This window comes from Kingella kingae ATCC 23330 (assembly GCF_900111845.1).
Classification (GTDB): domain Bacteria; phylum Pseudomonadota; class Gammaproteobacteria; order Burkholderiales; family Neisseriaceae; genus Kingella; species Kingella kingae.
In genome coordinates, this window is the sequence record NZ_FOJK01000058.1 from 42467 (window position 1) to 58337 (window position 15871).

At 47.6% G+C, this 15871-nt stretch carries 14 protein-coding genes; 8 read left to right on the top strand and 6 right to left on the bottom strand.

Annotation, left to right across the window (positions count from 1 at the left end; genetic code table 11):
* Positions 1 to 14 precede the first annotated feature (14 nt).
* The 6 genes from hpnE to BQ5809_RS08365 all read right to left on the bottom strand — a co-directional run bounded on the left by hpnE (position 15) and on the right by BQ5809_RS08365 (position 5739).
* Positions 15 to 1295, bottom strand: coding sequence for a hydroxysqualene dehydroxylase HpnE (gene hpnE / locus BQ5809_RS08340; RefSeq protein WP_003786116.1), 1281 nt, complete (start codon positions 1293 to 1295; stop codon positions 15 to 17).
* Complete coding sequence (gene hpnD, locus BQ5809_RS08345) at positions 1292 to 2143, bottom strand: presqualene diphosphate synthase HpnD (protein ID WP_032827641.1); 852 nt, start codon at positions 2141 to 2143, stop codon at positions 1292 to 1294. Before hpnD ends, hpnE begins: the two co-directional genes overlap by 4 nt.
* Positions 2144 to 2395: 252 nt before the next feature.
* Complete coding sequence (locus BQ5809_RS08350; protein WP_003786112.1) at positions 2396 to 3088, bottom strand: phosphoglycolate phosphatase; 693 nt, start codon at positions 3086 to 3088, stop codon at positions 2396 to 2398.
* A complete protein-coding gene (locus BQ5809_RS08355; protein WP_003786111.1) occupies positions 3085 to 4128 on the bottom strand; it encodes an NAD(P)H-dependent flavin oxidoreductase in 1044 nt (347 codons plus the stop codon). The genes BQ5809_RS08350 and BQ5809_RS08355 overlap by 4 nt, the downstream gene beginning before the upstream one ends.
* A gap of 64 nt (positions 4129 to 4192) precedes the next feature.
* A complete protein-coding gene (ttcA, locus tag BQ5809_RS08360) occupies positions 4193 to 5143 on the bottom strand; it encodes a tRNA 2-thiocytidine(32) synthetase TtcA (RefSeq protein ID WP_003786110.1) in 951 nt (316 codons plus the stop codon).
* Positions 5144 to 5337: 194 nt separating this feature from the next.
* Positions 5338 to 5739, bottom strand: coding sequence for a Spy/CpxP family protein refolding chaperone (locus BQ5809_RS08365; RefSeq protein ID WP_032827640.1), 402 nt, complete (start codon positions 5737 to 5739; stop codon positions 5338 to 5340).
* A 75-nt stretch (positions 5740 to 5814) separates the two neighbouring features.
* On the opposite strand from BQ5809_RS08365, the gene rpe reads away from it, so the two are divergent.
* The 8 genes from rpe to glnE all read left to right on the top strand — a co-directional run bounded on the left by rpe (position 5815) and on the right by glnE (position 15871).
* On the top strand, positions 5815 to 6489 hold the full coding sequence (gene rpe / locus BQ5809_RS08370; protein WP_003786108.1) for a ribulose-phosphate 3-epimerase: 675 nt from the start codon (positions 5815 to 5817) through the stop codon (positions 6487 to 6489).
* 40 nt (positions 6490 to 6529) lie between these two features.
* Positions 6530 to 7276 carry a 23S rRNA (guanosine(2251)-2'-O)-methyltransferase RlmB gene (rlmB, locus tag BQ5809_RS08375; RefSeq protein WP_003786107.1) on the top strand — a complete coding sequence of 249 codons (747 nt, stop codon included), beginning with the start codon at positions 6530 to 6532 and terminating at the stop codon, positions 7274 to 7276.
* Positions 7277 to 7339: 63 nt separating this feature from the next.
* On the top strand, positions 7340 to 7579 hold the full coding sequence (locus tag BQ5809_RS08380) for a Fis family transcriptional regulator (RefSeq protein ID WP_003786106.1): 240 nt from the start codon (positions 7340 to 7342) through the stop codon (positions 7577 to 7579).
* Positions 7580 to 7665: 86 nt separating this feature from the next.
* A complete protein-coding gene (locus BQ5809_RS08385) occupies positions 7666 to 8388 on the top strand; it encodes a nuclease-related domain-containing protein (protein WP_230478918.1) in 723 nt (240 codons plus the stop codon).
* Between the two features lie 49 nt (positions 8389 to 8437).
* Positions 8438 to 10018: a bifunctional phosphoribosylaminoimidazolecarboxamide formyltransferase/IMP cyclohydrolase gene (purH, locus tag BQ5809_RS08390; RefSeq protein ID WP_003786103.1), complete on the top strand. Its 1581-nt coding sequence runs from the start codon at positions 8438 to 8440 to the stop codon at positions 10016 to 10018.
* 243 nt (positions 10019 to 10261) lie between these two features.
* Positions 10262 to 11323, top strand: a complete 1062-nt coding sequence (locus tag BQ5809_RS08395) for a factor H binding protein domain-containing protein (protein ID WP_003786102.1) — start codon at positions 10262 to 10264, stop codon at positions 11321 to 11323.
* 300 nt (positions 11324 to 11623) lie between these two features.
* Positions 11624 to 13075: a surface lipoprotein assembly modifier gene (locus BQ5809_RS08400; protein WP_003786100.1), complete on the top strand. Its 1452-nt coding sequence runs from the start codon at positions 11624 to 11626 to the stop codon at positions 13073 to 13075.
* A gap of 102 nt (positions 13076 to 13177) precedes the next feature.
* Complete coding sequence (gene glnE / locus BQ5809_RS08405; RefSeq protein ID WP_003786098.1) at positions 13178 to 15871, top strand: bifunctional [glutamate--ammonia ligase]-adenylyl-L-tyrosine phosphorylase/[glutamate--ammonia-ligase] adenylyltransferase; 2694 nt, start codon at positions 13178 to 13180, stop codon at positions 15869 to 15871.

The following is a 15871-nucleotide window of genomic DNA, read 5'->3' on the forward strand; positions in this document are numbered from 1 at the left end:
CACATAAAATGACATTATCTTAACACAGATTGTGCTGCTGCTTGTCCACTCAACACCGCCGCTTCCAAAGTCGCTGGATAGCGCGAATGCAGCCAATCGCCAGCCAGCCAAATTCCACGCGCATTCAAATCGTGCATATCGGGCAGACTTCGGTTTACGCTGCTGGCAATGGTGGCGCGTTTTTCGGTAATCACTTGCTGGGCAATCGGCTCGCCTACATTCGGGCAAACACGCAACACGTCTTGATGTACCAATCTTGCCCAATCGTTTGCTGTGTGGTGCAGGCTGCTTTGGTCGGACACGCTAATCACGGCGGCAATTTCGTTTGCGCCGTTGATTTGCGTTCGGTCAATCAACCAATGTGCTGTGCCGTATGCAAAACCTGTCATCAACGCAGGCAGAGCGCACGGTTTTGCGTATTGTAAATACACGGTGGTAATCGCGTGATACTGTAATTTGTCTATCGCCGCGCGGACTGAATCACCCAAATCATCAGGCAACAGGGCTGGCAAGTGATACGGCGCGGTCGCCAAAATCGCTGCGTCAAATGTTTCGTTTTCTACCACGATTTTCGTATTGTCCAAACCGATTTTGCCGACTCGCGTTGCAGGCTGCCATGTTGCGCCCTGCCCGATTGCCCACTGCAACACGGGTTCGGCAAACACTTTGCCCAAATCATCGCGCGGAATTAAATAATCGCAGGCTGTCGTTTGATGACACCAAACGCTGTCTTCCAGCACATGACACAACACGCGCAAACTGGCGGTTTCCAAAGGCGTGTTCATGGTGCTCCACACCAGCGGTTGCCAAAATTCAGCTATCCATTTGGGCGATACTTTGTGTGCGGCGAACCACGATTGCACCGATTGGTCGGGTTGCGCTTGCGTGTACCATTTTTGCAATGCCAACATGGGTTGCAGCAACGCAACTTTTTCAAGCAGCCTGCACGATTTCGCGCTCCAGATCGTCCAAAACAATGCCAATCGCATAGGCAAGTTAAGCGGCATGGCAAACTGTGCGCCATCTGCCAAATACCATTGCAAGGGTTGGCGCACAAATGCTTGGTCAATATCCACGCCCACTTGTTGCAACAAATCCCACACGCCACGATACGCACCAATCAGCAAATGTTGTCCGTTGTCGGCAAATGAAAAAGGCGTGGCATTCACGCCACGCGCTCGCCCACCTGCCACGCGACTGGCTTCAAACAGCGTTACTTGGCAATGGGGCGCAAGATGAGCGACGGCGGAAAGTCCTGCCCAACCTGCGCCGATAATCGCTACTTTGCGCTTCACGGTTTAAACCCCAGCAACCACGTTTTGAGCGCGATTCGCATTTTGCGCGGATTGGGCAAACGGATTTTGTAGCGCAACACGTTTTGCAAGCCATCGCGTTCAATTTCCAATAGCAGCGCGTAATAAATACTGCCCATGATTAAGCCTGCTTTTTGCGCTTTTTGGTCTTCGCTGGGCAACAGGGCAACGGCTTGGCGATAAGTTTGCACGGCGCGTTCGTATTGAAACTGCATTAAGCGTTCAAATTCGGGCGTGATTTGGGCGGACAAAATGCTGTTGGCTGGGCAATTAAATTGCTGTAAATCGTCCATTGGCAAATAAATCCGCCCCATGCGTGCGTCTTCGCCCACATCGCGGATAATGTTGGTAAGCTGCAAGGCAAGCCCCAATTTTTCAGCATATTGCAAGGTTTGCGGATTGGCGTAACCCAAAATTCGCGCAATCAATCGCCCAACTACGCCTGCCACGCGATAGCAATAATATTGCAAATCGTCAAACGATTGATAGCGAACGTGGTGCAAATCCATTTCCATGCCGTTGATGATGTCTTCCAGTTCGTCTTGTGGCAAGGCAAACGCAGGTGCAACGCTTTGGAGTGCTTGGTTTACGGGGTGTTCGGGCGTGGCGTTGGCTTGATAAGCTTTGGCTAAATCTTGTCGCCACCAAAGCAAGGTTTGTCGCGCGACGTTGGCATCGCTGCAATCGTCCACCACGTCGTCCAATTCGCGGCAAAAGGCGTACAACACGGTCATGGCGTTGCGCCGTTCGGTTGATAAAAATTTAAAGCCTGCCAAAAAGCTAGAACCGCTTTTTTGAGCTTTGTCGTGGCAATATTCTAGGGGTGTCATGATGTGGTTTGTGTGCAAAATAATGGGCGCGATTGTAGCACAAAGTGCAGGCTGCTTTTTTAACTGCAAACTTCCATTAGATTTTCTGCGAAACAAGTGTTTCATCAGTCGTAAGGTGGGATTTATTCCACCAATTTACTCAACAGTTTTGGTGGGATAAATCCCACCTTACGCCAATTTTTAAGAAATTGAATAGGGACAAAAGCAGCCTGCATTTAATCAACCAAAAAAATGCAGGCTGCTTTTTCAGGTTTACGCGATTTGACGTGCAGCTTTGATTTGCTCGTAAATTTGCACCAACGACTGCACCACATAATCGGGCTTGGTATCGGCATGGCGCGACAGTTCTGCCATATCGCCATAACCAAAATCTACGCCTACGCTCGGGCAGCCTGCACTTTTTGCCGCCAGCATATCGTTGTGCGAATCGCCTACCATAAGCATATTTTCGGGTGCAACGCCCAATACATCTGCCACATACAACAATGGCTCGGAGCTGGGTTTGCGTTCGGGCAAGGTGTCGCCGCCCACCACAATGCTAAAATAATCGTTAAGCTGCAAATCTTTCAACAGCTTAACGGCTAGCATTTCGCTTTTGTTGGTGACAACGGCAAGCGGTAATTCCAACGAACGCAGCAAACCCAAAGCGGCTTCGGTTTCGGGATACGGGCGCGTGGCGTTGGCAATGTTGAGCGCGTAATGGCGCACAAACAGCGAATAGCCCTGCTCCCAAGTCGCTAAATCTGCCTTGCCATGATGATTGGCAGTCAGCGCACGATGTACCAACACGCTAATGCCATCGCCCACATAGCTTTGCACCACATCGCGTGGTAATTCGGGCAACTGCATGGCTTGGCGCATGGCGTTTGCCGATGCCGCTAAATCGGGCACGGAATCCACCAAAGTGCCGTCTAAATCAAATGCGACTGCTTGAATGTGTTTCATGCTGTTTCTCCCATTAGGTTTTGTATGATTTGCGCTGCGCTGCCTGTTTGGCAAAGTGGCGCGTTTTGTCCTGCCCAAAAGCTGTTAAATTCGTGGCAGCCTGCATTTTGCGCGGCTTGACGCAATGCCGCAAAATACACGCCAGCGAGCGGAAAAGGTAAGGCGTTGGGGTGCATATAGCCCAGTTCGCGCATCCATCGGGTTACAATGCCACGTGCACCACCGCCTGTAAAAATATTGCTGACTGCGGTGCAGGCTGCTTGTTCGCTTTGCAAATAGGCGCGATGAATCGGCGCGGTTAAGGCTTCGTCCGCCAACAAAAATGCCGTGCCACTTTGCACTGCTGCTGCGCCCAAAGCAAAAGCAGCCTGCACCGTAGCGCAATCAGCAATACCACCTGCCGCAATCACAGGTAAATCTACGGCGCGAACGATATTCGGCAACAAGGCAAACGTGCCGCTTTGCGTGGCAACATCGTCCTTATCCAAGAACCAACCACGATGTCCGCCTGCTTCCCAGCCTTGCGCGATAATGCCGTCTATGCTTTGCGCTGCCAAATAACGCGCTTCACGAACCGTAGTCGCGCTGGATAAGATTTTTGCGCCAGTCACCCGAACCGCGTCCAACAAAGGCGAACTGGGTAAACCAAAATGAAAACTGACCACCGCTGGACGATGTTTTGCCAACACAGGCAACATGGTTTCGTCAAACGGACGGCGCGTGTCTTGCAACGCCACTTGGCTTAAATCCACGCCTAATTCCGCGCAATAGGGCTGCAACGCGCTTTGCCAACGCACCACTTGTTCGGCAGATGGATTGGGTGTTTCGTGTGCAAAAAAATTGACATTAACAGGCGCATTGCCCACCGCTTGCCGAAACGTGCTTAATTGCGCGTCTAGCTGTTCGGGCGAATACATGGCGGCTGGTAGCGAACCCAGCCCACCTGCTTGACAAACCGCAATCGCCAGTTGCGCGTCTTGTGCGCCTGCCATTGGCGCTTGAATGAAACGATGTCGCAAAGAAGAAAGCAAAGTTTGCATGATGTTTTAGCCTTTTTTGTTTGGCGTGATAGAAAAAGCAGCCTGCATTTTTTAGTCGCTAAAATTATTGCCCACAACCACTTTTTGGTTTGTTACCCAAAATATTGATGACTTTGCGTGCAGGCTGCTTTTCGGCTGGCGCGTCATCGTCATCATCGCGCGTAGGCGTAAACGAAACGGTTTCGCTATCAAACGCCAAATCGCCGCCATGTTTGAGATTTTGACCGCGTTGCAATCCCGCAAAATCAAACAGCTCCGTATCCGCCAAATGAGATGGCACAACATTTTGCAATGCCGAAAACATACTCTCAATACGACCAGGGAAACGCCTATCCCAATCTTTCAACATATCGCCGATGACTTGACGTTGCAAATTCGGTTGCGAACCACACAAATTGCACGGAATAATCGGAAATTCCTTTAATTCCGCATACTTAATCAAATCTTTTTCCTTAACATACGCGAGCGGACGAATAACGATGTGTTCGCCATTATCCGACACCAATTTAGGTGGCATGGCTTTGAGTTTACCGCCATAAAACATATTCAAAAATAGGGTAGCAATAATGTCATCGCGGTGATGTCCGAGCGCGATTTTGGTGCAACCCAATTCTTTGGCGGTGCGATACAAAATCCCACGGCGCAAACGGCTACACAGCGAACAAGTGGTTTTGCCTTCTTCTAACACACGTTTAACGGTGGAATAAGTGTCTTCTTCCACAATTTTGAACGGCACGCCAATGCTGGTCAAATATTCGGGCAAAACGTGTTCGGGAAACCCCGGTTGTTTTTGGTCAAGATTGACGGCAATCAGTTCAAATTCAATCGGCGCGGACGCTTGAAGTTGGCGCAAAATATCCAACAGCGCATAGCTATCCTTGCCACCCGACAAGCAAACCATGATTTTGTCGCCATTTTCAATCATGTTGAAATCGTTAATCGCGTCGCCCACTGCATGACGTAGGCGTTTGTTTAATTTATTGTTTTCTAATTCGTTTTTGGTTTTTTTAGACATAGTGGTCAGCAATCAAAAATAAAGCGCGGATTATATAGTAAAATGAAATCGCAATGGTACGGCGTTGATAACGCTCTTATGTGCTATTTGCACACGGCGAGCGTTATCGCCTTGTCCCATTTTTATTTCATTTCACTATAACAAAAAGCAGCCTGCACAATTTAAGAAAAGTGCAGGCTGCTTTTGTGGTTAATTTAATGCTTAATACACAAATTCAGCCACATTTTTTGCTGTTCTGGCGTTAGGATTTGATACATATCGTGATAAAAGCGCAGTTCTTCCACCGTTTGCGCCATTTCATCAGCATAGCGTTCATACGCCACACGACGCGCGTACGTTGGGTCAAACATGCCTTTTTCGAACAAACCGCTCAATTCGATTCCGCCACGATTATTGCGAATTTCGCGCACAATGCGGTCACTTTCTGCTTTATAATGTTGGCGCAATAATTGCAACTGCACACGCTGTGGCACGCTCAATTTTAAAGTTCGTAAATCGCAATTTGGGCGAATAGAAAACGCTTCGGCTGGCACATGAGCAACCAACATTCCCGCGGCGCAAGCCACTGTACACAAACGAAAAGTGGACAAAATCATAGTGTGTGATTCCTTGGTTGAATAGTTTTGTTGCCGCATTTTAATGCGAATTATTTTCAAATATCAAAGGCTACTATGCAATATCGTATCGCTCCCAGCATTCTTTCTGCCGATTTCGCTCGTTTGGGCGAAGAAGTCCGCAATGTTATTGCCGCAGGCGCAGACTTAATCCATTTTGATGTGATGGACAACCATTATGTCCCCAACCTAACCTTTGGCCCGATGATTTGCGCGGCATTGCGTCCACACGCCACCATGCCGATTGACGTACATTTAATGGTAGAACCTGTTGATGACATGATTAACGCGTTTTTACACGCAGGCGCAGACATCATCACATTCCACCCAGAAGCCAGCAAACACATTGACCGCAGCCTGCAACTGATTAAAAACGCAGGCAAACAAGCAGGTTTGGTGCTCAATCCTGCCACGCCTATTCACATTTTGGAACACGTTTTGGATAAGCTAGACATGGTTTTGTTGATGTCGGTGAACCCTGGTTTTGGCGGACAAGCGTTTATTCCGCACACGCTGGACAAATTGCGCCAAACGCGCCAGCTGCTCGATGCGTATCAGGCGCAAACAGGACGACGCATCGCGCTAGAAGTAGATGGTGGCATCAAAACCGACAACATCGCCCAAGCCGCCCAAGCTGGTGCGGATACGTTTGTGGCAGGTTCGGCAATTTTTGGTGCCGCAGACTACGCGCAAGTGATTCAACAAATGCGTGATGAATTGAGCAAAATTTAAAAAGCAGCCTGCACTTTTGTTACACAAATAGAAAGAATTTATGTCCAACCAAAGATTGATTTACGGCTTTCACGCCATCAACGCCCGTTTGTGGCAAAACCCCAAATCCATTACCGAATTGTATGTATTGGAAAACAAAGCCGACGCACGCACACGCGAAGTATTGGAAAAAGCCGCAGCAGAAAACGTCAAACTGCATTTTGCCGACCAAGACCGCTTGAATACAATGGCAAAAGGCGCACGACATCAAGGCGTGGTTGGCTTTATTGACGCGTCTAAAAACCACGTTCATTTGGAAGACGTGTTGGACAACTTGCGCGAACCTGCCTTTTTGCTGGTGCTGGACGGCATTACCGACCCACACAATTTGGGCGCGTGTTTGCGTACTGCCGATGCCATGGGCGTGCATGCCGTGATTGCGCCCAAAGACAAAAGCGCAGGTTTAAACGCCACCGTGAGCAAAGTCGCGTGTGGCGCAGCCGAAACTGTGCCGTATATTACCGTAACCAATTTGGCGAGAACTCTGCGCGAACTCAAAGAATGCGGCATTTGGGTAGTCGGCACAGACATGGGCGGCGATGCCGATTTGTTCCATTACGACATTCCGCAATCGGTGGCGTGGGTCATGGGCAACGAAGGCGACGGCATGCGCCGTTTAACGCGCGAACATTGCGATGCGCTGGTGTCTATCCCCATGTTTGGTACAGTGGAAAGCATGAATATTTCCGTATCGGCTGGCATGGTGTTGGCAGAAACGCGCCGCCAACGTACGATGCAATCCGCTTAAACTTGTGCAAAAAAGTGTAAAAACCGTTACAATCCGCGCCTAATCATTTTTTCACGATTTGTTATGCACCACGTTCCTGATATTTCCGATTGCATCACGCAGAATTTAAACCAGTATTTCCACGACCTTGACGGCGAAACACCATCGGGGATTTACGACATGGTGCTGTTTCAAGTAGAAAAACCGCTGTTGCAGCGCGTGATGCAAGAATGCGGTGGCAATCAATGCAAAGCCGCCGATATGCTGGGCTTAAACCGCAACACCTTGCGTAAAAAATTAGTACAACACGGCTTACTGTCGTAAAGACAAAGCAGCCTGCACATTATTTGGAATATTCAAAATGTGCAGGCTGCTTTTTGATTTTTATTTTTTTAAAAGGATTGATGCTCATGGAATTTTTATTTTGGTTCATAGTCGGCATGATTGGTATGGCTGCTTGGAGTATGAAACAACAAAGCAAACCAAAAGATAAACCGCGAGATATTCCATCGCCCCAACCTAATCATTCATTAACCAAGCAGCCTACACAACCAAGTAAAAATAACACAGGCAAACATATTCAAATTAAAGGAAATATTGGCGAACAACTCATTAAAATTAAAATTTTAGAAAATTTGAATCCATCAACCTATCGTCATTTTCATAACTTAATTTTGCCGAATCAGCAAAAAACAACACAGATTGACCATATTATTGTGTCGCCGTTTGGTATTTTTGTTGTAGAAGTAAAATATTTTGCAGGCTGGATTTTTGGTCAATCCAAAGATAGACAATGGACGCATACTTTATCTAGACACAAACAACAAAAATATCCTTTCCCCAATCCATTGCACCAAAATTATGGGCATATTAAAGCCTTGCAAAATTTACTTACCTTGCCCGAAACAGCTTTTCATTCTGTTGTAGTATTTGCACATAGAAATTGTCAAATTCGTACCCAATTGCCTAGCAATGTTTGTTTATTGAATGATTTTATTCCTTATATTCAACAATATAATACTAAAATGTTAAATGGAGAACAAATGCAGGCTGCTGTGCAACTGTTGTCTAACCCAGAATTTATTGGCACAGAAGAGAAAACCCAGCAACACATTCAATCCTTAAAGAAATAACCATATCCTTTTCCCCTAACCCTTTTATTTACAACAAGGAATCAAAAACATGGCACAAATCAAACGCGCCTTAATCAGCTTATCCGACAAAACAGGTGCAGTAGAATTTGCACGCGCTTTGCACGAATTGGGCGTGGAAATTTTATCCACAGGCGGCACGGCGAAATTACTGGCGGACGCAGAAATCCCCGTGATTGAAGTGGCTGATTACACGGGTTTTCCTGAAATGTTGGACGGGCGCGTAAAAACGCTGCACCCGAAAATTCACGGCGGCATTTTGGGTCGCCGCGATTTGGACGAACACGTTGCGAAAATGGCAGAACATGACATCGGCAACATTGATTTGGTGTGCGTGAATTTGTATCCATTCGCCGTCACGATTGCGAAACCAAGTTGCACGTTGGAAGACGCAATTGAAAATATTGATATTGGCGGCCCGACTATGGTGCGTTCTGCCGCGAAAAACTGGAAACACGTGGCGATTGTTACCGATAATTCGGATTTTGAAAATATTATCAATGAATTGCAACAAAATTCAGGCAGCCTGTGCGACAAAACGCGCTTTAATTTGTCGCGCAAAGCATTCAACCACACGGCGCAATATGACGGCATGATTTCCAATTATTTGACCAGCGTGTCTGATGAAAAATTGTCGGGCGAGCCGCAAATTTCTGCGTTTCCACAACAATTTAACCAAAGTTGGATTAAGGTTCAGGAAATACGTTACGGAGAAAATCCGCATCAACAAGCGGCGTTTTATCGTGATATTTACCCAGCTTCAGGCAGCCTGAGCGCGTACACGCAATTACAAGGTAAGGAATTGTCTTATAACAATATTGCGGATTCGGACGCGGCTTGGGAAGCGGTGAAATCGCTTGAACAACCTGCTTGTGTGATTGTGAAACACGCCAATCCATGCGGTGTGGCGGTGGCGACGAATACGTTGGACGCTTACCGTTTGGCGTACGCGACTGATACGACCAGCGCGTTTGGCGGCATTATCGCGTTCAACCGCGAAGTAGATGGCGCAACGGCAAAACAAATCACGGACAATCAATTTATGGAAGTGATTATGTCGCCTGCGTTTACGGCAGAAGCGTTGGAAATTTTGGCGGCGAAGAAAAATGTGCGCGTTTTGACTGTGCCTTTGGTGGCGGGCGCAAATCGTTTTGAATTGAAACGTGTGGGCGGCGGCTTGTTGGTACAAACGCCTGATATTCATCAATTAAATCGTGCGGATTTGAAAGTCGTTTCCAAACGCCAACCAACGGAACAAGAATGGAATGATTTACTGTTTGTGTGGAATGTAGCGAAATTTGTGAAATCTAATGCGATTGTGTTCGGCAAAGACGGTCAGACGTTTGGCATTGGCGCAGGGCAAATGAGCCGCGTGGACAGTACGCTAATTGCGGCGCGTAAGGCACAAGACGGCGGTTTTGATTTGAATGGTGCGTGTGCGGCTTCGGACGCATTTTTCCCATTCCGCGATGGCGTTGATGTGATTGCGGAACAGGGGATTAAGGCGATTATTCACCCAGCAGGTTCTATGCGCGATGAAGAAGTGTTCGCGGCGGCTGATGAACATGGTATTGCGATGGTGGTAACGGGGGTGCGCCATTTCCGTCATTGATTTAAATAGTTTGAAATTCTGTAAAACATTTCCAATCCCCTTGAATTTTTAAGAAAATTCAAGGGGATTATCAATAGTAAAAAACGCATTCTAGCCATTTCTTTCTCTGCTTTTTTGAGTCATTACTGTAAAAAGGGTTCAAAAAAATTGCATATAGTCGTATAATTTGTCTCCTTTCACAAAAATCAGTCGATGAATCTAACAATTCATTGTGTTCATTATTAATTAAATTTAGGATAAACTATGAAACAACCTATTACTTTTAAACCCTTGATTTTAGCAACTTTATGTGCTTCGGTTTTATCGGCTTGCGGTGGCGGTGGAGGCGGTTCAAATGTAAATACAAATGGCACCAATACTGTTCCAACTAAACCAGCACAACCTAATAAACCAGTGCAGCCTAATAAACCAGTGCAGCCTAATAAACCAGTGCAGCCTAATAAACCAGTGCAGCCTAATAAACCAGTGCAGCCTAATAAACCAGTGCAGCCTAATAACCCAGTGCAGCCACCATTAACCAAGCAGCAATTGACTGACAAAAAAGCCATTGCAGAAAAATCTGGTTTTGGTGTAGTACGAAACAATGTAGCTAACACCATTCAAACCGCCGAAGTTAAAATCGGCAATCATGTTTACAAAGGCAAAGCTGACGATGCCAGCAAAACGTATTATGTTCCGTTAAACATCAACGATTTTAAACAGGGTATGAGCGAAGGCAATTTAAGCAGCACATTTAAATATGCAGATGGCTCTACTGTCCAAACCGATAGCACTTATAAAGTGTATAACCAGCCGTTTTCGTTTGTGGCAGGCATCTACGATAACCATGCCAAAATTCAAAGCCCAACGGAAAACAATAACGACAAATACCGCATTGTATATGGTGGAATTTCGCCCAAGGTTTTGCCTGAAAACAACACGTTCCACTATTCAGGTGTTGCCTACAACAAAGGCGAAACAGGCAAATTGAATTATAATATTACCTATACCGCCAACAACAACGGCAGGGGCGAAGGCGACATCACAGGGCTAAACCAAGTGGGCGATATTGAGCTGAGATGGAGCGATATTCATACTACTAATGGGCATCAGCATCCTGATTTAAAAACAGGCAATTCAGGAATATTACCTAGTTTTGGTATTGCAGGACTGGCTGTACGCAAGAAAACAGGCGACGAAATAGGGCCCTACGAATTGGGTATTTATGGCACAGATGCCAGCGAAATCGCAGGCAGGATTAAGAGCAAACATGATCTAGATAATGTGATGTTTATTGGCAAAAAACAATCTGCGCCTAATCCGTAATCGGGTTTGAAAAGCAGCCTGCACTTTGCGTACACAAAAATGCAGGCTGCTTTTTATTTTCAAAAATCAATATTCAATGTTGCAAAGGTCCTAATGCAACAGAAATTGCAGGTACAGTAACGACCAATCGTCAATATCAAGTTTTGAATTCAGAAGATGAATACGACAACCCAATTTACGAAAATGAAAAAATCGGTTTTGCAGGTGCGAAGCAGCCTTAATGCAATGTGATTCAGTCTCAATAACTGCCTGTTTGTCGTACAATAAACAGGCAGTTTTACATTTCCACAAGGATTTTTTATGCGCCACTTGGCTATTTTGACATTACTCGCGCCCACTTATTTGCTTGCCAACACATTTGATGCACCGCCAGTCCCCATAGAAACAAGCGCACCCATCACGCGCTCAACTCTCATTTCGCCAACCGAATCGCCCGACGCGCAGGCTGCTTTGCCGACTTCTGCACCTGTCAAAAACATCACGCTCAACGAACAAGATTTACTCCGCAATCGTCCTTTGTTGGAAGAGCTGATTGGTCAAGCCATCAAAACCAAAGACGCGGCGTTTTTGCAAGATTTGTTGTCGCTGTATCAAAAACATCCAGAGCGCGACCTAATCTTGCAAGACTACGCGCAAAGTGCCTTGCTTTATCTACACGGCAAGCTCAGTCAAGCTATTGATTTACAACAAAATTTGGTTGAGCAACACCCCGATTTGCCTTATATGCGAATGAACTTGGCAACCATGCAACTGGAAGACAAACGCTTTGCCGATGCCGAGCAGCAGTTTGAACACTTGGCGCAGCAAACAGAGCAGCCTGCACTTCGCGCCATTGCCAACGCGCACTTAAAATCGTTGGCACATATGCAGCAATGGCAGTTTGACGGACAGTTGGAATATGACCGCAACAATAATGTAAACAACGCATCGGCAGAACGTGAAATCGTCATCAATGGTGCGCGGCTGCAAAAAAGTGAGCAGTCGTTACCCAAATCTGCCGAAGGTTTGCGCTATGGCGTGTCGGTGTCGCGTTTTGTACCGCTTGCTGGCAACCATGCGCTGTCGTTTTCGGGTAGCGTAAACGGGCGACATTATTGGGACAACCACGAATACAGTCAGCATAATGTTTACATATCAGGCAGTTATATCTACCAAAACAAAAACTGGACGTTCCGCACCACGCCTTTTGCGCTGCAATCGTGGTTGGGCGGCGCACGTTATACGCAAAGTTGGGGCGCGAGCCAAAGTGCGGCGTATCAATTTTTGCCTGCGTGGCGTGTGCAGTTGAGCGTGTCGGGGCGCAAAACGCGCTATCACGATGCGGATTTGCGTGATTTTGACAGCCGTTATGTGTCGCTTACGCCTGTGCTGGTGTATTCGCGTCCTACGTTTGGCGTGCATTTTGGCGTGACGGTGGGCAAGAATCAGGCGCGAAAAGAGTCGCTGTCGTCTAAAAGCTGGCAGGTGTTTGGTGGCGTGAGCAAACAGTTTAATTATTTTGGCGCATCGGCTTCGCTGTCGTACGGCAAGGAACGCTACAACCAAGCACCCGAATTGCGGGTTACGCCCTATCCGTTTCGCCGAGATGACAAAATCATTCAAACCGATGTGGCGATTTGGAATCCAAAATGGCATTATTGGGGCTTGATGCCGAAGTTGAATTTTTCGCGTTATCAAATCGTTAGCAATATGCCTGCGTTTTATTCACGCAAAAGCCAACGTGTGTATTTGAGCGTGGAAAAGCGGTTTTGATTAAGCAAAGCAGCCTGCACTTTTTTGTTGATGTAAAGTGCAGGCTGCTTTTCAATATTTTAATGATAAGATGCACCCTTTCCACCATACGAGACCCACACCATGCCCCTTTCCACTCTCTACACCGCCACGCCCTACTCTCAATGGCTCACACTCCAGCTAGACAATCAACGCTTAAATTTGGACATTTTGTCTAATTGGCTATCGCGCCCGATTATGCCAACCGATTTTGCCGATTTTGCCGACTGGCAGCACATTCAATCCAGCGAAAACGAAGAAGAACTCGCCAAGCAACTGCGCTTGCTGCGCCGCAATGTGATGGCGCACATCATGACGCGCGATTTGTGTCGCCAATCCGATTTGGCAGAAGTAACGCGCACGATTACCGAGCTGGCGGATTTTGCTATCAACACCGCGCTATCGTTTGCCTATGCCTATTATGTCGATATGTATGGCACGCCCATTGGGCATTACACACAAGAGCCGCAACAGTTGAGCGTGGTGGCAATGGGCAAGGCGGGTGGCTTTGAGCTGAATGTATCGTCCGACATTGATTTGATTTTTATCTACCCCGAAAACGGCGACACCAACGGCAAACGCGAGCGCACCAATCAGGAATTTTTTACCAAAGTTGGGCAAAAATTGATTGCGCTGCTAGACGAAATCACGGCAGACGGTCAAGTTTTCCGCGTAGATATGCGTTTGCGACCCGATGGCGACAGTGGCGCGCTGGTATGCAGCGAAGCGGCGTTGGAGCAATATTTGGTTACGCAAGGGCGCGAATGGGAGCGTTATGCGTGGTGCAAAGGGCGCGTGGTTACGCCGTTTGCCAACGACATCAACAGCATGATTCGCCCGTTTGTGTTCCGTAAGTATTTGGATTACAACGCTTATGACGCAATGCGCGACCTGCATCGCCAAATCCGCCAAGAAGTGCAAAAACGGGGCATGACCGATAATGTGAAGCTGGGTGCAGGCGGCATTCGCGAAGTGGAATTTATCGCGCAGATTTTTCAGATGATTCGTGGCGGACAAAATCGCGCTTTGCAGCTCAAAGGCACGCAGGAAACACTGCTCAAACTGGCAGAATTGGGCATTTTGGACAACGAAGTCGCCCAAAAATTATTGCTTGCCTACCGCTTTTTGCGCGATGTAGAACACCGCTTGCAATATTGGGACGACCAGCAAACGCAAACTTTGCCCGAATCGGAATCGCAACAACATTTGCTGGCGCAAAGCATGGGTTTTGCCACTTGGGCGGAATTTGCAGGCTGCTTGAACGAACATCGCGCTTTGGTCAATCAACAATTTAGCAATGTGTTGGACGCACCCGATGAAGCTGAAGTCGCGCAACACGATTTGCACGATTGCTGGAAATGGAACGATTCGGACGGTGAAAAAGCAGCCTACACCCAATTAGCGCGTTTGGGTTATGCCGATGCCGAGCGCGTGGTGCAGCGTTTGGCACAACTGCGTCAAAGCACCAAATATCGCCAACTTTCGGTGCAGGCTGCTTTGCGTTTTGACGCGATTGTACCGCGTCTACTAGAAGCGGCTGCGCGTGTGCAAAATAGCGATAACACATTGTTTCGTTTACTGGATTTTTTGGAAACGATTAGCAGACGTTCTGCCTATTTGGCGTTTTTGCAACAATATCCGCAGGCATTGGCGCAACTTGCCGACTTGATGTCGCAAAGCGCGTGGCTTGCGGCATATTTGCAGCGACACCCGATTTTGTTGGACGAATTGCTATCGGCACAACTCATGGAGCGGCTAGATTGGCAAGCCCTGCGCGATGAATTGGCAAGCAGCCTGCACGCTTGCGATGACACCGAAGCCAAAATGGACGTGTTGCGCCATTTTCAACACGCGCAAACATTCCGTTTAACGGTGCAAGATTTGGCTGGCTTGTGGACGGTGGAGGCATTGAGCGATGAATTGTCGCATTTGGCGGATTTGGTATTGGCGCAAACGCTGCAACACGTTTGGCAAGATATGCCCAAAACGCATTGCGAATCACCCAAATTCGCCATTATTGGCTACGGCAAATTGGGCGGCAAAGAGCTAGGCTATGCCAGCGACTTGGATTTGGTGTATTTGTATGAAGACGATGACGCCAACGCGATTGAGTTGTACACCAAATTATCGCGCCGATTAAGCACTTGGCTATCGGGCAGCACAGGCGCAGGCACATTGTATGACATAGACTTGCGCTTGCGACCCAATGGCGATGCAGGCTTTTTGGCGCACAGTTTGGCAGCGTTTGACAAATATCAGCACGAACAAGCGTGGACGTGGGAACATCAATCGCTCACACGCGGACGATTTATTTGTGGCGATACCGAAGTCGGGCGCAAGTTTGAGCAAATTCGCCGCGCCATTTTGACCCAGCCACGCGACACGGTGCAGCTAAAACGCGACATCATAGAAATGCGCGAAAAAATGTTCGCCACCCATCCGCCTGTTGATGACAACGTGAAGTATGCGCGTGGTGGCGTAGTGGACGTGGAATTTATCGTGCAATATTTGGTGTTATCGCAAAGCAACGCCGCCCCCGAATTGCTGGAAAACTATGGCAACATCGCGCTGCTGAACATGGCAGCCCAACGCGGTTTGATTGACGCAAATTTAGCGGAACAATGCCGCGCCGCCTATCGCCATTATCGCCAGCAACAGCACAATAAAAACCTGCGCGACTGGCAACGTGCAGCGGTGGATAGCGAATTGTTGGTGCATTATGAACACGTTAAAACGCTGTGGGCGCAGGTGTTTGGCGAAGCAGTGAAAATGGGGTAA